The 17,438-nt window shown below is 67.9% G+C and carries 17 protein-coding genes; 3 read left to right on the top strand and 14 right to left on the bottom strand.

All coding sequences use genetic code 11. The features are described from left to right. Positions 1 to 30: 30 nt before the first annotated feature. The 4 genes from AC1DB8_RS02115 to AC1DB8_RS02100 all read right to left on the bottom strand — a co-directional run bounded on the left by AC1DB8_RS02115 (position 31) and on the right by AC1DB8_RS02100 (position 4,282). The gene (locus AC1DB8_RS02115; RefSeq protein ID WP_441416921.1) at positions 31 to 969 is read right to left on the bottom strand and encodes an ABC transporter permease; all 939 of its coding nucleotides are present in this window, start codon (positions 967 to 969) and stop codon (positions 31 to 33) included. Next, positions 959 to 1,684, bottom strand: coding sequence for an ABC transporter ATP-binding protein (locus AC1DB8_RS02110; RefSeq protein ID WP_476892057.1), 726 nt, complete (start codon positions 1,682 to 1,684; stop codon positions 959 to 961). The genes AC1DB8_RS02115 and AC1DB8_RS02110 overlap by 11 nt, the downstream gene beginning before the upstream one ends. 44 nt (positions 1,685 to 1,728) lie before the next feature. Then, positions 1,729 to 2,892, bottom strand: coding sequence for an ABC transporter substrate-binding protein (locus tag AC1DB8_RS02105; RefSeq protein WP_476892056.1), 1,164 nt, complete (start codon positions 2,890 to 2,892; stop codon positions 1,729 to 1,731). Positions 2,893 to 3,115: 223 nt separating this feature from the next. Beyond that, on the bottom strand, positions 3,116 to 4,282 hold the full coding sequence (locus AC1DB8_RS02100; RefSeq protein WP_476892055.1) for an RtcB family protein: 1,167 nt from the start codon (positions 4,280 to 4,282) through the stop codon (positions 3,116 to 3,118). 161 nt (positions 4,283 to 4,443) lie between these two features. Between AC1DB8_RS02100 and AC1DB8_RS02095 the strand changes: the two genes are divergently transcribed. Next, the gene (locus AC1DB8_RS02095; protein WP_441416917.1) at positions 4,444 to 4,770 is read left to right on the top strand and encodes a GYD domain-containing protein; all 327 of its coding nucleotides are present in this window, start codon (positions 4,444 to 4,446) and stop codon (positions 4,768 to 4,770) included. 49 nt (positions 4,771 to 4,819) lie between these two features. On the opposite strand, the gene AC1DB8_RS02090 is transcribed toward AC1DB8_RS02095, so the two are convergent. The 6 genes from AC1DB8_RS02090 to AC1DB8_RS02065 all read right to left on the bottom strand — a co-directional run bounded on the left by AC1DB8_RS02090 (position 4,820) and on the right by AC1DB8_RS02065 (position 11,682). Beyond that, positions 4,820 to 5,797: a GTP pyrophosphokinase gene (locus tag AC1DB8_RS02090; RefSeq protein WP_476892054.1), complete on the bottom strand. Its 978-nt coding sequence runs from the start codon at positions 5,795 to 5,797 to the stop codon at positions 4,820 to 4,822. 114 nt (positions 5,798 to 5,911) lie between these two features. After that, positions 5,912 to 7,351 carry a sulfate adenylyltransferase subunit 1 gene (locus tag AC1DB8_RS02085; RefSeq protein WP_476892053.1) on the bottom strand — a complete coding sequence of 480 codons (1,440 nt, stop codon included), beginning with the start codon at positions 7,349 to 7,351 and terminating at the stop codon, positions 5,912 to 5,914. Further along, positions 7,351 to 8,421, bottom strand: coding sequence for a sulfate adenylyltransferase subunit CysD (gene cysD / locus AC1DB8_RS02080; RefSeq protein WP_476892052.1), 1,071 nt, complete (start codon positions 8,419 to 8,421; stop codon positions 7,351 to 7,353). Before cysD ends, AC1DB8_RS02085 begins: the two co-directional genes overlap by 1 nt. Next, a complete protein-coding gene (locus AC1DB8_RS02075) occupies positions 8,418 to 9,128 on the bottom strand; it encodes a phosphoadenylyl-sulfate reductase (RefSeq protein ID WP_476892051.1) in 711 nt (236 codons plus the stop codon). The genes cysD and AC1DB8_RS02075 overlap by 4 nt, the downstream gene beginning before the upstream one ends. Further along, positions 9,125 to 10,870, bottom strand: coding sequence for a nitrite/sulfite reductase (locus tag AC1DB8_RS02070; protein ID WP_476892050.1), 1,746 nt, complete (start codon positions 10,868 to 10,870; stop codon positions 9,125 to 9,127). The genes AC1DB8_RS02075 and AC1DB8_RS02070 overlap by 4 nt, the downstream gene beginning before the upstream one ends. A 74-nt stretch (positions 10,871 to 10,944) precedes the next feature. After that, positions 10,945 to 11,682, bottom strand: coding sequence for a sirohydrochlorin chelatase (locus tag AC1DB8_RS02065; protein ID WP_476892049.1), 738 nt, complete (start codon positions 11,680 to 11,682; stop codon positions 10,945 to 10,947). 60 nt (positions 11,683 to 11,742) lie between these two features. On the opposite strand from AC1DB8_RS02065, the gene AC1DB8_RS02060 reads away from it, so the two are divergent. Together AC1DB8_RS02060 and AC1DB8_RS02055 are read left to right on the top strand one after the other, a co-directional pair. After that, positions 11,743 to 12,414 (top strand): trimeric intracellular cation channel family protein, encoded by a 672-nt coding sequence (locus tag AC1DB8_RS02060; protein ID WP_441416910.1) that lies wholly within the window; start codon positions 11,743 to 11,745, stop codon positions 12,412 to 12,414. Between the two features lie 13 nt (positions 12,415 to 12,427). Continuing rightward, entirely contained in the window at positions 12,428 to 12,856 is a 429-nt protein-coding gene (locus AC1DB8_RS02055; protein WP_175321387.1) for a hypothetical protein, read from the top strand. A gap of 122 nt (positions 12,857 to 12,978) precedes the next feature. Here AC1DB8_RS02055 and AC1DB8_RS02050 read toward each other — a convergent pair whose 3' ends face one another. From AC1DB8_RS02050 to AC1DB8_RS02035, 4 genes are all read right to left on the bottom strand, one after another. Further along, positions 12,979 to 13,413: an endonuclease domain-containing protein gene (locus AC1DB8_RS02050; protein ID WP_476892048.1), complete on the bottom strand. Its 435-nt coding sequence runs from the start codon at positions 13,411 to 13,413 to the stop codon at positions 12,979 to 12,981. 760 nt (positions 13,414 to 14,173) lie between these two features. Further along, on the bottom strand, positions 14,174 to 15,274 hold the full coding sequence (locus AC1DB8_RS02045; RefSeq protein ID WP_441416909.1) for a polyprenyl synthetase family protein: 1,101 nt from the start codon (positions 15,272 to 15,274) through the stop codon (positions 14,174 to 14,176). Then, positions 15,271 to 16,611, bottom strand: coding sequence for a geranylgeranyl reductase family protein (locus AC1DB8_RS02040; protein ID WP_476892047.1), 1,341 nt, complete (start codon positions 16,609 to 16,611; stop codon positions 15,271 to 15,273). Before AC1DB8_RS02040 ends, AC1DB8_RS02045 begins: the two co-directional genes overlap by 4 nt. Positions 16,612 to 16,623: 12 nt before the next feature. Continuing rightward, positions 16,624 to 17,415 carry a demethylmenaquinone methyltransferase gene (locus tag AC1DB8_RS02035; protein WP_441416907.1) on the bottom strand — a complete coding sequence of 264 codons (792 nt, stop codon included), beginning with the start codon at positions 17,413 to 17,415 and terminating at the stop codon, positions 16,624 to 16,626. Positions 17,416 to 17,438 lie beyond the last annotated feature (23 nt).

Raw genomic sequence — 17,438 nt, 5'->3', positions numbered from 1 at the left:
CTTTCTTGTTCAGTCTGGGGCGCCAGAGACCTAACGGGTGCTGCCGGCGAGGAGGCCGCGGCGGCGGAGCAGGCGCTTCTCGATCGGGGCGAACACCAGCAGTTCGATCAGGATCCCGACGCCGAGGATCAGCAGGATGGCGGACATGACGATGGTCATGTCGGAGAGGACGCGGCCCTGGTCCAGCATCGAGCCGAGGCCGAAGCCGATGGTGCCGCCAACGGCGATGATTTCCGCGGCCATGAGCGAGCGCCAGGAGAACGCCCATCCCTGTTTGAGGCCGCCGAGGTAGCCCGGCAGGGCCGCCGGCAGGATGATCTGCAGGGCCAACTGGAGTCGGGAAGCCCCCAGTACTTTTCCGACGCTGCGGTACTGCGGTGGAATCTGGTCGACGCCCGAGACCAGCCCGTTGATGATCGACGGGATGGCACCCATGAACACCACGAAATACACGGTGGCATCAGTGATCCCAAACCAAAGAATGGCGGCCGGCACCCAGGCCACAGACGGCAGGACTTGCAGGCCCGAGATCAGCGGCCCGAAGGCGCGCCGCAAGGGTGCCACCTGCGCCAGCACGAGCCCCACCGGCGTCGCAATGACCACGCTGATCAGGAAGCCCAGCACGCCGCGCTGCAGCGAGGTCCAGACAGCCTCCTGCAGCTTGCCTTCGCTCCAGAGGGTGCCGACCTGGCCGATGACATCCAGCGGCCCGGGCACGACGTCGCGCCGCTTGAAACCGAGGGATACGTACAACTGCCAGAGGATCACCAGCACCGCGAGCGCAGCCACCGGCAGCAGGATCCGGCCCCAGTCGATACGGGCCCTGCGGAGGGCGTCGGACTGCAGGGAATCGAGGCCTGCTTCGAGCTCGCGCAGGTCTTCCTTTCCGCTGGAGGAACGGGTCAGGGCGGCGGTGACCTTGCGGGTCTCGGCCGGAGCTACCGCCACGGGAAGTTGGCTATTTGGCATGGCGACGGATTTCCTCTCGCAGCCGGGCGGTGATTTCGCCGGTGAGCTGGCCGGCCAGGCCGGCGTCGGTGCGGTGTTCCTCGCTGACCTGCCATTCGCGCACCACGCGGCCGGGCCGGGAGGAGAGCAGCAGCACGCGCTGGCCCAGGCGGACGGCTTCCCGGACGTTGTGCGTGACAAAGACGATGGTGCGGCCGGTTTCCTTCCAGATCCGTTCCAGTTCGTCGTGGAGCAGGTCGCGGGTTATCGCGTCCAGGGCCGCGAAGGGCTCGTCCATGAGGAGCAGTTGCCGGTCCTGGGCCAGGGAACGGGCCAGGGATACCCGCTGGCGCATCCCGCCGGAGAGTTCGTGGGGCCGTTTGTCGCCGGCGCCGCCCAGGTGCACCAGGTCCAGCAGCTCCCCCGCCCGGGTCCTGCGCTCGGCTTTCCCGATGCCTCGCAGCTTCAGGGCCAGCTCGATGTTTTCCCGCGCGGTCAGCCACGGGAAGAGTGCCGCGTCCTGGAACATGAACGCCGCGCCGTCGCTGGGCACTTCGAGCGCGCCCGACGTCGGGGCTTCCAGTCCCGCCATGATGTTGAGCAGGGTGGACTTGCCGCAGCCGGACGCACCGAGCAGGGCGACGAATTCGCCCTGCCCGATGGCGGCATTGACGTCGTCCAGTACCGGGGCGCCGTCGCCGAAGCGCTTGCCCAGGTTTTCCAGTACGACTGGCATGGTCGGGTCCTTACTGTTGTGGCGGGTGGCTGGAGGCTAGGGAGCTAGTCCTTGCCTAGCCCTCCGGCGGAGATCTTTTTGCCGGCCGCAGTCTCGCCCAGGACACTGTTGAGCGACGTGAGGTCGAAGATGCCGTTGATGTCGGCCTGCTTGGTGGTTCCGGCGTCGACGCCGTCCTGGAGCAGTTTCTTGTAGGTCCCGGCGAGCGGGTCGGTGGTGAAGACGATGTTTTTCAGGGACCGGTCGATGACATCGGCCGGCAGCGCCTTGCCGGCGGCTGCCTTGAGTGCGTCGTTGAGGACGGTGGCTTTCTCGGCTGCGGGAGCCGCGTTCAGCCAGTCGACGGATTCAACATGGCCCTTGAGGAGCGCCTGCACGGTGGCCGGGTGCTCGGCCGCGAACGTCTTGTTGACGATCAGGACGGTGGTGACGAACTCACCCTTCTCCCACAGGTCCTTTTCATCGACCAGGACCTTCGCGCCGGCCTGGAGCACCAGGCGTGACGCCCACGGCTCCGGCAGCCAGGCGCCGTCGAGCTTGCCGTCCTGGAAGAGTTTGAGGGTCTGGGCGTTCTCGGTCGGGTTGATCGTGACGTCGCCGCTGCCGTCTGTGGAGGTCTTGAACCCCTGATGGCCGAGCCAGGCGCGCAGGGCCACGTCCTGGGTGCCGCCGAGCTGCGGCGAGGCGAGCGTCTTGCCTTTGAGGTCGGCGGCCGAGTTGATGCCGGGTTTGACCACCAGTTGCGCACCGCCGGCCGTGGCGCCGGCGATGATGCTGATGGATTCGCCTTTGCTCTTCACGTAGGAGTTGATCGCCGGGTTGGGGCCGATGTAGGTCGCGTCGATCGCGCCGGCGTTGAGCGCTTCGATCGCGGCGGGGCCGGCGTTGAAGACCTGTGTGCTGAGTTTGGTTTGGCCCAGTTCCTTGGCGATGAACCCCTTGGTGACGCCAATCAGGGCCGGGCCGTGGGTGATGTTGCCGAAGTAGCCGAGCCGCAGTTCCGCCGCCGGGGCGGTGCCGGCGGCCGGCGCTGCACCGGCGTCGTTGGTGCGGGACACCGTCGAGGCGACGGCTGCGCCGGCGCCGATCAGCAGGGCGAGGCCGACGGCGACGCCGATTTCGACGGTGCGCCTGCGTTTCGGCCTGGCCGATTCGCCGGCGACGATCCGGGTGGTGCCGGGGGTGGGGTTCTTGGGCGTGGATGACATGGGAGGATCCTGTTCGTGGGGTGCGGGTGGGCCGGGCGGGTGGTCAGCGCCGGCGACATCGCCCCTGGAGTGCCCTGAGGGAGGGGCTGTTGAACCGTTCCGGAGTAGTCATGGACTCACCCTAGGGAGGGTCACGAACCGGGTTCAATGGTGCGGAAACCCGGGGTCACGCAAGTTCATGCAGCGTCATATGCGGACCCTGCATTCGCACCCGGCCGGGGGCTCAGTCGCCTTTGATGTTCACGAGCTGCCGGAGCTTGTGCCGCACGCTGACCAGGTCAGCAGAGTCGCGCATCACCAGGTCGATGGGCTTGTATGCGGCCGGGATCTCGTCGATGAAGGCCTCGCGGGGCCGGAATTCGATGCCCTGCATGGCGGTCTTCAGCTGCGCGAGCGAAAACGCTTTCCGCGCGGCGGTGCGGGAATACTCCCGGCCGGCGCCGTGCGGTGCGGAGTTCAGCGACGCCTGGTTCCCCCGCCCGACGACGATGTAGGACGCCGTGCCCATGGACCCGGGAATCAGCCCGGGATCCCCGGCCTGGGCCCTGATCGCGCCCTTGCGCGAGACCCAGACGGACTTACCGTAATGCGTTTCCTGCGCGGTGAAGTTGTGGTGGCAGTTGATCCGTTCGAGTTCCCGGACCGGGCCGCCGACCCAGGACTCGAATTGCTGGACCACCCGGTCCATCATTTCCTCACGGTTCAGCAAGGCGAAGTGCTGCGCCCAACGCAGTTCCCGGAGGTACCGGAGGAATTCGGGGGTGCCTTCCTCGAGGTAGGCCAGGTCCCGGTCCGGCAGGGCGATGTGCCGGCGCAGGGCCATGCTCCGGGCTTCGGCGATGTGCCGCTGCGCGATCTTGTTGCCCACCCCGCGGGAGCCCGAATGCAGGAACAGCCACACCGCGGCGTTCTCATCCACGCACACCTCGATGAAGTGGTTGCCCGAGCCCAGCGAGCCAAGCTGCAGCTCCCAGTTCGCCGCGTACTTGGCCGGGTCAAAGCCCGCTTTCGCCGCCAGCCGCCGCAACTCGGCGAGCCGGGGTCCGGCGGTGGCAGAGATCCTGCGGTTGAAGTGGCCGGCGGACAAGGGAATGGCGCGCTCGATTGCCTCGCGCAGCCGCTGCAGGTCCCGGGGCAGCTCCTTGTGCGCGTACTGGGTGCGGACGGCGATCATGCCGCAACCGATGTCCACGCCCACGGCGGCCGGGATGATCGCGCCCACGGTGGGGATGACGGAGCCCACAGTGGCCCCCTTGCCCAGGTGGGCGTCCGGCATCAGCGCCAGGTGCGGGTAGATGATGGGCAACTGGGCCGTGGCGAGGGCCTGCCTGCGGGTCTCGTCGTCCAGGATCGATGCCCAGCTGAAGAGACGGCTGTTGATGGCTTCCAACGCTCTGCCCTCCCACGACGATGATGGTCCGCCGGGGGCCGGGTGGCAAGGGACGACCGTTTCGGCGACTTGGCCGGCTTTGACGGGCCCCGCGGCCATTGCTGGCCACGCAGCCGACTGCCATTCTTACTGAACCGGGACACGCAGGAAAGGACGAGACGATGCCCCTCTATCTGTCGAAGTTCAGCTACACACCCGAGACGTGGGCGAGACTGATCAGCAAACCGGAGGACCGCAGGAAGGCCGCCCAGGCCTACATCGAATCGGTGGGCGGGAAGCTCCACGGCTTCTGGTATGCCTTTGGCTCCCACGACGGCTACAACCTGTGGGAGGCGCCGGACAACGTATCCATGGCCGCCGTTGCACTCGCAATCAGCGGAGGCGGCGCACTTAGCTCCTTCGAGACGACCGTGCTCCTGACGGTCGACGAAACAATGGAAGCACTGGCCAAGGCCGAGCAGATCAAGTACCGGCCGCCGGGCACCTGATTGTTTCGGGTGCGGCAGGCTCAGTCCTGCATACGCTCCAGCCGGTACGTCAGCTTCGCCTCCCGTTTGGGGTCGCCGCCCAGGGACTTGGTCCGCGCAATGTAGTCCGTTCCCCACGTCTTGAGCAGGAAGTCGTCGGCAATCCGGACGTGGCCGGCGGGGAATTTATAGTCCATCCGCTTCGCCACGCCGGACCAGTCGGCGGCACCGAACAGCTTCTCGGCGTCGGCCACGGTCCGCACCCCGTTGGCCGCCAGCACGTCCCCCAGCCAGCCGTACTGCCGGGCTGGCTTCGGGGGTGTTCGGGGAGCAGCCGCGCAAGCATGTCGTGGAGGATGTCCCCGGTGAGCTCGGTGGCGGGATTCGCGGCGAACTCGGCCGTGCTTTCGGCCTGGCGGCGTTTGACGATGTCGTTGATTGCCGAGAACTGGGCGTCGGCGAGTTCGATCAGGGTCGACGCCATGGTGAACGCCCGGTCCACTTCCGCGTTGGCCTCCGCGAGTCCCTTGTACCGGATGTCATGCTCGAAGGCCGCCCAGGCGTGCTGCAGCACCGTCCGGATCTGGACTTCGAAGCGCTCCCCGATGAACGTGTGGCAGCCCACCGGCACGTTGCCGGCAGGGACTTCGAGGATGAGGTGCCGGCCGGCGTAACCGATCTGGCCGTTCCGCCGCTGGGAGCTGGTCTTGTCGTCGTCCTCGCGGCAGTCGAATTGCCCCTTCAGCGCCGTGGCAACGTCCGCGATGTCGGGTTCCAGGAACATGATGATCCGGACACCGATGAGGTCATCGAGCTGCTCGAGCCCGCGCTCGTATTTGAATCTGCCGTCGGCGGTGAGGCGGTCCAGCTTTTCCTTGACCGAGCCTGGGTCCTTGACCCGGGCCTGCACGGTGTGGTGGTTGAGACCATCGTCGCGGAGCCGGGCGCGGATGGCATCCCCGATCGCGTCCGAAGCCGCATTCAGCCGGGGCAGCAGAACACTGTATTGCTCCAGGGACCTGGCAACAACGGAATCATGGTCTTCCAACCGCTCCCCCTCGGATCAACGCGCAGCGCCTCTACTCAGCAGGGTATCCAAGGGCGCCGGTTTGAGCTATCGCAAAGCCTAGGACAGCAGGACGGCGTCCCGGATCGGTCAGCCTCAGATCGAGTAGCGCTCGTCCTCGTGGTCGCCCGGGTGGTCCTTGACGAGGCCGGCGGCAAGCGTGTTGCCGTCCTGCGGGTCGATCACCAGGAAGGCCCCGGTCCGCCGGTGGTGCAGATAGTTTTCCAGCGGCAGCGGCGCTGCGAGCCGGAGCTGGGCGTGGCCGATGTCATTGAGCTCCAGCGTGCTGGTGGGCTCAAGCTGGAAGTTGGCGAGGTCCAGCTTGCCCGTCACGTTGCGGACCAAGGCCTGGACCGTGCGGGTGCCGTGCTTCACCAAGACCTTCGCGCCCTCGCGGAGCGGCTTGGGCGAGAGCCAGCACAGCGCCGCGTACAGGTCGGCGGAGGAGCCCGGTATTTCGCCCCCGGCGGGCCCCGCGGCCGCGATCGTGTCGCCGCGGGCGACGTCGAACTCGTCCGCGAGCCGGAGCGCTACGGACTGCGGTGCCACGGCCTCGGTAAGTCCGCGGCCCGCAAAGTCGATCCCGGTGACGGTGGTGGTGCGCGGCGCCTGGCCCGGGGTCAGGACACTGACCTGATCCCCCACCTGTACCGAGCCTTCGGTGATTTGTCCGGCGTAGGCCCGGTAGTCACGGTAATTCTCGACGTCGAGTCCGCCGGCGACGGCGTCGGGCGCCAGTGCACCCTGCGGCCGAATGACCAGCTGGACCGGGAAACGGAAGCTCTCCAGGTGGCTTTCGAGTTCGTCGGCGGCGGGCAGCGTCTCGAGGACCTCCAGCAGCGCCGGGCCCCGGTACCAGGGGGTGCGGTCCGAGCGGTCGACGACGTTGTCGCCGTCGAGCGCGGAAACGGGGATGACCAGGAGGTCGGTGATGCCATCGGCGCCGAGCCCCAGTTCGCGGCCGACCTTCTGCACGTCGGCCTCGATCCCGCGGAACACGTCCTCGCTGAAATCCACCAGGTCGATCTTGTTCACGGCCACGACCACGTGGGCCACACGCAGCAGTTGCAGCACGGACAGATGCCGCCGGGTCTGCTCCAGGACACCCTTGCGGGCGTCGATGAGCACGACGACGGCGTCCGCGGTGGACGCGCCCGTGACGGTGTTCTTGGTGTACTGCACGTGCCCGGGGCAGTCCGCGAGGATAAAACTGCGCCGGTCCGTGGCGAAATAGCGGTAGGCGACGTCGATGGTGATACCCTGTTCCCGCTCGGCCCGCAGGCCGTCGGTCAGCAGCGCCAGGTCAATCGCTTGAACACCGGCTGCGCCGGCCCCGCCGAAGCCACGGTCCGCGGAGGTGCGGGCAACGGCGTCGAGCTGGTCGGAAAGGATCGCCTTCGAGTCGTGCAGCAGCCGGCCCACCAGGGTGGACTTGCCGTCGTCGACCGAGCCGGCAGTCGCGAACCTGAACAGTGAAGCGGATGAGAGCCCGAGGCTTGCTGCGGCGGATTCAGGCACAGTTGCGGTGGTGCTCATTAGAAATAGCCGTCCTTCTTGCGGTCTTCCATGGCGGCCTCGGAGATCCGGTCATCGGCCCGGGTGGCCCCACGTTCGGTGATGGTGGAGGCTGCGACTTCAATGACGACGTCGCGAACGGTGGCGGCCGCGGATTCCACGGCGCCGGTGCAGGACATGTCGCCGACGGTCCGGTAGCGGACCGTCTTGGTGATGACTTGCTCATTCTCGCGCGGCCGGGAGACCTCACCGACCGCGCGCCACATGCCGTCGCGGGCGAAGACCTCGCGCTGGTGGGCGTAGTACAGGCCCGGCAGCTCGATGTTCTCGCGCTCGATGTAGCGCCACACATCCAGTTCGGTCCAGTTGCTGATCGGGAACGCGCGGACGTGCTGGCCCACGGTGTGCCGGCCGTTGTAGAGGTTCCACAGCTCGGGGCGCTGGTTGCGGGGGTCCCACTGGCCGAACTCGTCGCGCAGGCTCAGGATCCGTTCCTTGGCCCGGGCCTTGTCCTCGTCCCGGCGGCCGCCGCCGAAGACGGCGTCGAACTTGTTGCGCTGGATCGCGTCCAGCAACGGCACGGTCTGCAGCGGGTTGCGGGTTCCGTCCGCGCGTTCGGCCAGCTCGCCCGAGTCGATGAACTCCTGGACACTGCCGACGACGAGCCTGAGGCCCAGCCGGTCCACCGTCCGGTCACGGAACGCGATCACCTCCGGGAAGTTATGCCCGGTGTCCACATGCAGCACCGGGAACGGCACCTTCCCGGGCCAGAACGCCTTCGTAGCCAGGTGCAGCATCACCACAGAATCCTTGCCGCCGGAGAACAGCAGCGCCGGCTTCTCAAACTCGGCAACCACCTCGCGGATGATGTGAATGGCCTCGGACTCGAGGGTGTCCAGGCTGGAGAGCCGGGCGGGCGCCGAGACGCCGATTGCCGCCCCCGCCCCTGCGCCGCGCGGCTGATCTTCGATCAGCCCAGCGCGCGGCTCCGACAGGCCCGATGCCACTCCCGGGGCGGCAATCGGCGTCCCGGCGGCGTCGTGGTCCAGCCCGGACAGCTCCAGGTCCTCGTTGGTGATTTGAGTGCTCATACGTGTAGTCCGCATTCTGTCTTGTCGGTTCCTGCCCAGCGTCCGGCGCGGGGGTCCTCGCCGGGCGCCACCTTGCGGGTGCAGGGCTGGCAGCCAATGGACGGGTAGCCCTGGGTAAGCAGCGGGTTGACGGGCAGGAGATTGTCATCGGAGTACTGCACCAGCTGGTCGAAGCTCCAGGCCGCCACCGGGTTGACCTTGACCAGGCCGTTGGCTTCGTCCCAGGTGACCAGCGGGGTGTTGGTGCGGGTGGGGGCCTCGTCGCGGCGGACACCGGTGAACCAGAGCTCGTAGCCGGCGAGGGTGCGGCGCAGCGGCGCCACCTTGCGCAGGGCGCAGCACTGGGCGGGGTCGCGGGCGAAGAGGTCCTTGCCCAGGAGCCGGTCCTGCTGCTCCACGGTGGTCTCCGGCAGCACGTCGACGACGTTGACGCGCAGGTTCGCGGCCACTTCTTCGCGGGTGGCGTGGGTTTCCGGGAAGTGGTAGCCGGTTTCGAGGAACAGTACGTCGACGCCGGGGAGCTGGTCTGCGACCAGCGCCGGCAGGACGGCGTCCGCCATGGAGCAGGCGACGGCGACGGCGGGCAGCTCGAAGTTGCGGGCCACCCAGGCGATGACCTCGCCAGCCGGGGCGTCCCAGCCGAGCTCGGCGGCACCCGTCGTGGCGAGGGCCTTGAGCTCGTCGCGGGAACGGAGGGCCGCCGTCATTGCAGATCACCCTCATCGGCGGCGAAGGCCCACTCGGCGAAGGTCTGGCCCTCGACGTGGTCGGACACGAATTTCCGGACCACACGCTCCACATAGTCGGGCAGCTCTTCGGCCGTGACCTTGAGACCGCGCACCGTGCGTCCCAGACCCGCTTCCTCGCGGCTGTCCGAAGCCAGCCCGCCGCCCAGGTGGACCTGGAAACCCGGGGTGGGGTCGCCGTCGGGCGTGGGAAGCATCATGCCCTTGAGGCCGATGTCCGCGGTCTGGATCCGGGCGCAGGAGTTGGGGCAGCCGTTGATGTGGAGCGACAGGGCCTGCGGAAGCTGCTTAGTCTCAACCAGGTCGGCGAGGCGGCGTTCCAGCTCGGCCACGGCGGTGGCGGCGGTGACCTTGGTTTCCACGATGGCGAGCTTGCAGAACTCGATGCCGGTGCAGGCGATGGTGCCGCGGCGGAACACCGACGGCCGGGCGGAGAGGCCGAGGGCGTCTAGTTCGGCCACGAGCGGTTCCACCTCGTCCTTGGGCACGTCGAGGACTACGAGCTTCTGGTGCGGCGTGGTGCGCAGCCGCTGCGAGCCGCGGGCCTCCAGGGTGTCGGCGAGTCTCACAAGCTGGCTGCCGGAGAGCCGGCCGGCCACCGGGGTGGCACCGATGAAGAACTTGCCGTCCTTCTGCTCGTGCACACCGACGTGGTCGCCGGGGGTGGCGGGCTTAGGCGCCGCGGGACCGTCGGAGAGTTTGTAGCCGAGGTATTCGTCTTCGAGGACCCGGCGGAACTTCTCCGTCCCCCAGTCGGCCAGCAGGAACTTCAGCCGGGCCTTGGTGCGCATCCGCCGGTAGCCGTAGTCGCGGAAGATGCTGGTGACTCCGAGCCAGACGTCGGCGGCCTGGTCCGGCCGGACGAAGGCGCCGAGCCGCTTGCCCAGCATCGGATTGGTGGAGAGGGCGCCGCCCACCCAGAGGTCGTAGCCGGCACCGAGCTCGGGGTGGACCAGTCCCACCAGGGCGACGTCGTTGATCTCATGGACGACGTCCTGGCTGGGGTGGCCGGTGATGGCGGTTTTGAATTTGCGCGGCAGGTTGGCGAGCTCCGGGTCGCCAATGAACCGTTCGGCGAGCTCGTGGATCAGCGGCGTCGGGTCGATGATCTCGTCCTTGGCGATGCCGGCGACCGGGGAGCCAAGGATGACGCGGGGCACGTCACCGCAGGCCTCCGTGGTGGACAGACCCACGGATTCGAGGCGGCGCCAGATTTCCGGCACGTCCTCGACCCGGATCCAGTGCAGCTGGATGTTCTGCCGGTCGGTGAGGTCGGCCGAGCCGCGGGCGAAGTCCACGGAGATCTGGCCGATAACGCGCAGCTGTTCGGTGCTGAGGGCGCCGCCGTCGATCCTGACGCGGAGCATGAAGTACTTGTCCTCGAGCTCGTGCGGCTCGAGCGTGGCGGTCTTGCCGCCGTCGATCCCGGGTTTGCGCTGGGTGTAGAGGCCCCACCAGCGGAAGCGCCCGTGCAGGTCGGTGCCGTCGATCGAGTCGAAGCCGTGCTTGGCGTAGACGGACTCGATACGCTCGCGGACGTTGAGGCCGTTGTCTTCCTGTTTCCAGGTTTCGTTGGCATTCAGTGGGGCGGTGCCGTCCACTTTCCACTGCCCGTGCGGCTTGGCCGCGGGGCGGGCGGGTCGTCTGGCGCGGCCTGCGTCAGCCTGGTCCGGGGACGCTCCGGCTAGAGCTGTATCAGTCATGGATCGACTGTAGGGGTGGCCGCAATGGCGTCACAAAGGGTCAGAAACGCGGGGTCACCTAGGGCAACATTTCGTCATGAAGCGCTGCCGGCGACCGCCGCGTCATAGCGGTCCAGGGCGATCTCGGCGAGCACCGGGGAGGGCAGCAGCGGCGCGGTGACCAGGTCCGCGCCGGCCTTGGCGAGCTGATCATGGAAGAACCCCGGGGCCAGCAGGTAGGACGCGATGACCACCCGGCCGCCCAGGTCCACCGCCCCGGCGGACAGCCCCGCGCCGGCGCCTCCTGCCGCTTCCTCGCGGAGCATGGCGACGGCGTCCGGCACCGACGGCGTCGCCGAGGCGCCGTATGCGGCCACGATCCGGTTGGAACGGAGCGAGCGCAATTGGCCCGCGAGTTCCTCGACGTTTTCCGCGGCGGTGGCGTCGGAAGATCCCGCGGCAGCGAGGATCACGGCGTCGTTGTCGGTCACTCCGGCCTCGCGCAGCCGCTGGTCCAGTAGCGCCGCGAGCCGCGGGTCGGGGCCCAGCGGCGCCGCGGCGAGGGTGCCCGGCCGGCTCTTCACGGCCCGGGCGATGTCCACCTTGACGTGGTACCCCACGCTCAGCAGCAGCGGCACGACGACGGCGGTTTCCCCCGCCGGGAGCCCCGCCACCACGGCCGGCAGCTCGGGGTCCTGAACATCGACGTAGGCTTCGCGGACGTCGAGCCCGGGGCGCAGCGCGGCGATCCCGGCCCGCAGGGCATTGACCTCCGCGGCCCCCTGGGTGCTGGAGGTGCCGTGGGCGCAGGCGATCATGATGGGGCTATTCATAGCCGTTAGCGTAACCTTGGAGCCGCCCCATCCGCCCCCTGCAACCGACCGGGACGCCCCATGACATTCTCCTTTAGCCTCGTTATGGTCTGGCTGGACCTGGCCGGCGTTTTCTTCTTCGCGGTCTCCGGTTCGCTGCTCGCGGCGCGGAAGCAGTTCGACATTGTCGGGTCCCTGCTGCTGGCCTCCGTGGTGAGTCTGGGCGGCGGCGTCATCCGCGACATCATCATCAACGCGGGGCCGCCGGCGGCCTTTACCAACCCCGCGTACCTCGCTCCCCCGCTGCTGGCCACGGTGTTGGTGTATTTCCTGTTCTCCAGTGTCCAGCGCTTCACCTCGCTGCTGGTCCTGTTCGACGCCGGCGGGCTGGCCCTGTTCTGCATCACCGGAAGCCTGAAGGCCCTCGCCGCGGGCATGCACCCGGTGGCGGCGGTGCTCCTGGGGGTCACGACGGCGGTTGGCGGAGGCTTGCTGCGGGACATCACCGCCAACGAAGTGCCGCAGCTCTTCGACCCCAAGGACATCTACGCCCTGCCGGCGTTTGCGGGGGCCGCGCTGACGGTGGCGTTGTCCGTCTCCGGGGTGTTCACCGCGGTGACGGCGAGTGCGGTGGCGGCCGTGGTTTTCGCCTTCCGCGTAACCGCCTGGCGGCGCCACTGGTACGTGCCGCTGGCGGTCCGCGGCTGGCACCGCCTGGGCCTGGACGCGGCCGAAAGTGGACCCCGGGATTAGCTAGGATAAGAGCATGACTGACATGTTCCTCGAGAAGTTCCGCGCGCTTGTTCCGAAGTATCTCGAAGACGAATGGCAGGAAGAGGACGGGCTGCCGGCAGACGAGCTGGATGCGGCCCTGGCCGAGCACCAGTTCCAGGTTCCGCTGGTCCTCCGGGAGTTCTACCTGGCCCTCGGCGGCTGCGAGGACCTGATGGAGGCCTACCACTACTTCTGGGACCCCGAGGAACTTGAGGTCGACGACGAGGGCTTCCTGATGTTCCTCGAGGATGAGGAAGAACAATTCACCTGGGGCTTCCGTGTGGGCGATCTTAGCGTCCCGGACCCGATCGTGTACCGCCGCAACAACGCCCGCGGCCAGTGGAAGAGCGAGGAAGGCACCTTCTCCGAGTTTGTCTTCGACATGTTCGAGTGGGCCTTCAACGAAGAGGACGAGGACTAGAGCCCCCTCCCGGCTGCCCACGCCCCGGGGCGCCGAGTTTCCCCAGGTTTGAGCCGGCCGGCCGGCGTGTTGCGCAGAACCGCCGGTCCATTGCGGCCCTTGCTGACCAAACATGGGGAGATTCAGTGGACGACCCTGCCGCGCAGCACCTGCCACACTTCCGCGACGATCTTCTCCGGGTTGAAAACGACGTCCTGGTAGCCATACCTCAACACCGCGTACCCGGTAAGGGTGCTGGCGTTGTTGCGCCGACGGTCTTTCTTGGCCTGCGCCGGTTCCAAATGCGTGCCGCCGTCGATCTCCACAATGAGGAACCCTTCCAGCAGGAAGTCCACGATCCCGATCCCCGGGAGATCGACCTGGGTCTGCGTGAAGATCCCTTCGCTCCGGAACAGGAGCCTGGCTACAACTTCTATCGCGGATCCTGCCGAACCGTCCACCAATTCCAGCGCCGCCCGGGCCGAACCGTTGCGGTTGCCGGGAAGATGCCCTCTGAGATATTCGAGAGTGGTTCGACCCTGCAGGAGGGCGCTTTCCACCATGACCACGGATTCCATGGGCGGCCGACATCGCAGGGTGTGCAGCAGAGTATCCGTCAGCCCAGCCACGGGCCGCGGGAACTCCGGCGGGACCACACTGCCCCGGTGGACAACCACCCCGAAGGCCGAACCATGGCGGCAGAAAAGGTGCAGCTGCGCCGGTTCGTGGAGTCTCCAGATCCTGTGGTGTCCCGCCGCCGAGACACAGGACAGCAAGCCATTAGCCAAGACTGCGGCCACCAGGTCCGGCGCCGCACCCGGCAACGCAACGACACCATGGCGCAACCGCAGTATTTCCCCGGAGGTAAGCGAGTTGCGGATACTCCGTTCCGAGAACCCAGCCTGAAGCAGCGTTCCGGTCCGTGCGACCGAGCCGGCAAATTTCAGGTAGGTCGTGACATCCATGCGTCCAGCAGACCTGCCCACACCCACAGCGGGGAGGCTGCCCGGCTGCTATGTGGACAACTGGCGGGCTGCTTCTCCCCAACTTCGGAGACGCCCGACGGCGGGTCGTCGCGACTTGCCGGTAATCCGACGTCCGCGGCGCCCAAAACCGGGGAGAGTCCCCCGCCCCGGCCGCCCAGCAAATCCGTGACAGGCAATTTACAGAATCACTAGACAACATGACACGACTGTCATAAAGTTGTTCATGGGTTCACCAAATGCCTCCGGTGAATCTGATGCGAACGGAGAAATGGCCCCGGTTCCGCACAACGGACGACTCGTAACGTTGTGAGGAACCGGGGCCATTCCGGTTTAAGACTCAGGCGGGATACCGCTAGCTGCTGCGGTCCACCACGGCGTGCGCGAAGCTGGTCAGCGAATCCTTGACCACGCCCGCGGGCAGCGGCGCGAGGGCGGCAATGGCCTCGTCGGCCCAGGCCCGCGCCACAACCCAGGACTCGGCGGTGACGGGGTGTTCGCGCAGCCCGGCGACAGCGGCGGCGAGGGCCTCGTCGGAGCTGAGGTCGCCATCGATGAGCTGCAGCAGCTCCACGGCGGACTGGTCGCCGTCGGCCGCGGCCTTGCGCAGCAGCAGGACCGGCAGCGTCGGCACGCCCTCGCGCAGGTCGGTGCCCGGGGACTTGCCGGACTTGACCTTGACGCCGGTGACGTCAATGACGTCGTCGGCGAGCTGGAAGGCGACGCCGACCTTTTCGCCGTACTCCACCAGCAGCGCCTCGTAGGATTCATCCGCTCCCGAGAAGATCGCACCGAGCTGGCCGGAGGCCGCCACCAGCGAACCGGTCTTGTCCGCGATCACCGAGAGGTAGTGCGCCACCGGGTCCTCGTCCGGGCGCGGCCCCACGGTCTCGTGCAACTGGCCCAGGCAGAGCCGCTCGAAGGTGCGGGCCTGGATGCCGAGCGCCCGCGAACCGAGCTCGGAGACCAGGATGGAGGCCCGGGCGAAGATGAGGTCGCCCGTCAGCACGGCAACGGAGTTGCCCCAGACCTCGTGCGCGGTGGGGGCGCCGCGGCGGAACGGGGCGGAGTCCATCACGTCGTCGTGGTACAGGGTGGCCAGGTGCGTCAGTTCGACGACGACGGCGGCCTGCACCACGGCCGGCAGCGAGGCATCGCCCAGGTGGGCGCAGAGCAGGGTCAGCAGCGGCCGGATGCGTTTGCCGCCGGCTTCCACGAGGTGGCGCGACGTTGCGTCAGCCAGCGGATCCGAGTTGGCGATGGCCTCGCGCAGCTTCTTCTCCACGCGCGCGAGGTTCGTGGTGATGGCCGGGCCGAGTTCCGGGTCCCCGGCGATGGCCGCAAAACCGGCCGGCAGCTGCAGGCCGGTGGCGATGGCGGTGGTGTTGAGGCTGGGTTCGGAGCCCGGCAGGCCGTGTCCGGCGTGCGTCCAGCTTTGGTCTGCAGAGTTGGTCACGGGTTAACCCTAACTTTTTGTTGCGGAATCCGCGGATTTGAGTCTGGAACGGGCCGGGTATTGGAGGTGGCCGGGACCAGGGCTTCCAGGACCCGGATCATCCGGTCCTCGATCCCCTTGGCCGAGGGGTCGGTCAGGTTGGCCAGCAGCCGGACGACGAACTTCATCAGCACCGGAAGGGGCATGCCCGTCCGGAGCGCCAGTTTCATCACGGCCGGCCTGCCGATCACGGCAGCAAAGGCCCGGCCCAGGGTGAAGTGCGAACCCCACTCATCCCTTACGAAGTCGGCGTAGCCGGCGAGGTGGGCGTCGGCGTCGGCCCCGCTCCAGCCCGCCGAGGCGGAGCGCGCCGCGGTATCGATGATGAACTCGGCCGCGAAACGGGCCGATTCCATGGCGTAGGAAATGCCCTCGCCGTTGAACGGGGAGACCATGCCGCCGGCGTCGCCCAGCAGCAGCAGGCCCGGCGAATAGTGCGGGGTGCGGTTGAAGCCCATCGGCAGCGCGGCGCCGCGGATCTCGCCCACCTGGTTCTCCGGCGTGAAACCCCAGTCCGCGGGCATCGCGGCGGTCCACTCGCGCAGCACCTGCTTGTAGTCCAGCTTGCCGAATTCCTTGGACGAGTTCAGGATGCCCAGGCCCACGTTGGAGGTGCCGTCGCCGACGCCGAACACCCAGCCGTAGCCGGGGAGCAGCTTGCCGTCGCGGCCCGGAAGCTCCAGCCAGCCTTCCATCCAGTCGTCGTCGTGCCGCGGGCTCGTAAAGTAGGTGCGGACGGCCACACCCAGGGGCCGGTCATCGCGCTTGTGGATGCCGAGCGAGACGGCGGTGCGGGTCGAGTTCCCGTCCGCGGCGAGGACGACGTCCGCATTAAAGTCCCGCGTTTCGCCGGTCTTGCGGCCGTCGTCGTCAAGCAGCGCGGCGCGGACGCCGGTGACCCGGCCGTCCTCGGAGCGCAGCGCCTCGGTGACGCTGTGGCGTTCCAGCACGACGGCGCCCGCCGACTGCGCGTGCCGGGCCAGCTCCTCGTCGAAGCCGAGGCGGGTGCGGATCAGGCCGTACTGCGGGAAGTCGGAGACCTCGGGCCAGGGAAGTTCGATGGTGCGGCCGCCGGCAATGAGCCGCAGGCCCTTGTTCCGCCGCCAGCCCTCGCTTTCGGGGTGCGGCAGGCCAAGCTTCTGGATCTCCCGGACCGCGCGCGGGGTCAGCCCGTCGCCGCAGACTTTTTCCCGCGGAAAGCTTGTCTTCTCCAGCACCGTGACGTCGAGGCCGGCCTGGGCAAGGTAGAACGCGGCGGTGGATCCTGCCGGACCAGCGCCGACGATCAGTACTTTCACGGCAGCTGTCGGCTAACGTTCGGGCCGGGTGATGTTGCGGCGCAGCTTGGCCACGGGGCCGGTGTGGTTGGCCAGCGCGGCGGCGCCCGCAGCGGGTCCGGCAGCCGGGCCCGCGGGCTTCTGGGCGCGGTGGACGGCGACGATGCCGCCACTGAGGTTGCGGTACGTGACGGACTCCCAGCCGGCTTCCTGCAGCCAGGCGGCGAGGTGGTCCTGGTCCGGCCAGGCGCGGATGGATTCGGCAAGGTAGACGTAGGCGTCCGGATTGGAGGAGACCTTGACGGCGATCGCGGGCAGCGCGCGCATCAGGTACTCGGTGTACATGGTGCGCCAGAGCGGCACCACCGGCTGGGAGAACTCGGCGATGACCAGGCGGCCGCCGGGCTTGGTGACCCGGAGCATCTCGGCAAGGGCCTTCTTGGGCTCGTTGACGTTGCGCAGGCCAAAGGAGATGGTGCTGGCGTCGAAGGTGTTGTCCGCGAACGGCAGTCGGGTGGCGTCACCGGCGATGAAATCGATGTCCGGGCGGCGGCGCTTGCCGACCTTGAGCATGCCGAGGGAGAAATCGCAGGCGATCACGTCGATGCCGGCGTCGGCGTACGGCTCGCTGGACGTACCGGTTCCGGCGGCCAGGTCCAGCACGCGCTGGCCGGGCTTCACATCCATGGCTTCAACGACGACCCTGCGCCAACGGCGCGTCTGTCCCATGGACAGGACGTCATTGACGACGTCGTATTTGGGGGCGACGTCGTCAAACATCGTGGCTACTTCGTCCGGACGCTTATCCAAGGATGCTCGGTTCACCCCGTTATTGTCTCAAATCTTCG

This window comes from Arthrobacter sp. 10N410 (genome assembly GCF_056394945.1).
The sequence above is the reverse complement of the archived record's forward strand: the minus strand, read 5'-3'. Positions and strand labels throughout refer to the sequence as shown.

What these genes read in the sequence shown, in the direction of transcription:
- AC1DB8_RS02115 (WP_441416921.1), bottom strand. Translation starts at nt 969, where the DNA reads ATGCCAAATAGCCAACTTCCCGTGGCGGTAGCTCCGGCCGAGACCCGC.
- AC1DB8_RS02110 (WP_476892057.1), bottom strand. Translation starts at nt 1,684, where the DNA reads ATGCCAGTCGTACTGGAAAACCTGGGCAAGCGCTTCGGCGACGGCGCC.
- AC1DB8_RS02105 (WP_476892056.1), bottom strand. Translation starts at nt 2,892, where the DNA reads ATGTCATCCACGCCCAAGAACCCCACCCCCGGCACCACCCGGATCGTC.
- AC1DB8_RS02095 (WP_441416917.1), top strand. Translation starts at nt 4,444, where the DNA reads ATGCCCCTCTATCTGTCGAAGTTCAGCTACACACCCGAGACGTGGGCG.
- AC1DB8_RS02085 (WP_476892053.1), bottom strand. Translation starts at nt 7,351, where the DNA reads ATGAGCACCACCGCAACTGTGCCTGAATCCGCCGCAGCAAGCCTCGGG.
- cysD (WP_476892052.1), bottom strand. Translation starts at nt 8,421, where the DNA reads ATGAGCACTCAAATCACCAACGAGGACCTGGAGCTGTCCGGGCTGGAC.
- AC1DB8_RS02075 (WP_476892051.1), bottom strand. Translation starts at nt 9,128, where the DNA reads ATGACGGCGGCCCTCCGTTCCCGCGACGAGCTCAAGGCCCTCGCCACG.
- AC1DB8_RS02070 (WP_476892050.1), bottom strand. Translation starts at nt 10,870, where the DNA reads ATGACTGATACAGCTCTAGCCGGAGCGTCCCCGGACCAGGCTGACGCA.
- AC1DB8_RS02065 (WP_476892049.1), bottom strand. Translation starts at nt 11,682, where the DNA reads ATGAATAGCCCCATCATGATCGCCTGCGCCCACGGCACCTCCAGCACC.
- AC1DB8_RS02060 (WP_441416910.1), top strand. Translation starts at nt 11,743, where the DNA reads ATGACATTCTCCTTTAGCCTCGTTATGGTCTGGCTGGACCTGGCCGGC.
- AC1DB8_RS02055 (WP_175321387.1), top strand. Translation starts at nt 12,428, where the DNA reads ATGACTGACATGTTCCTCGAGAAGTTCCGCGCGCTTGTTCCGAAGTAT.
- AC1DB8_RS02050 (WP_476892048.1), bottom strand. Translation starts at nt 13,413, where the DNA reads ATGGAATCCGTGGTCATGGTGGAAAGCGCCCTCCTGCAGGGTCGAACC.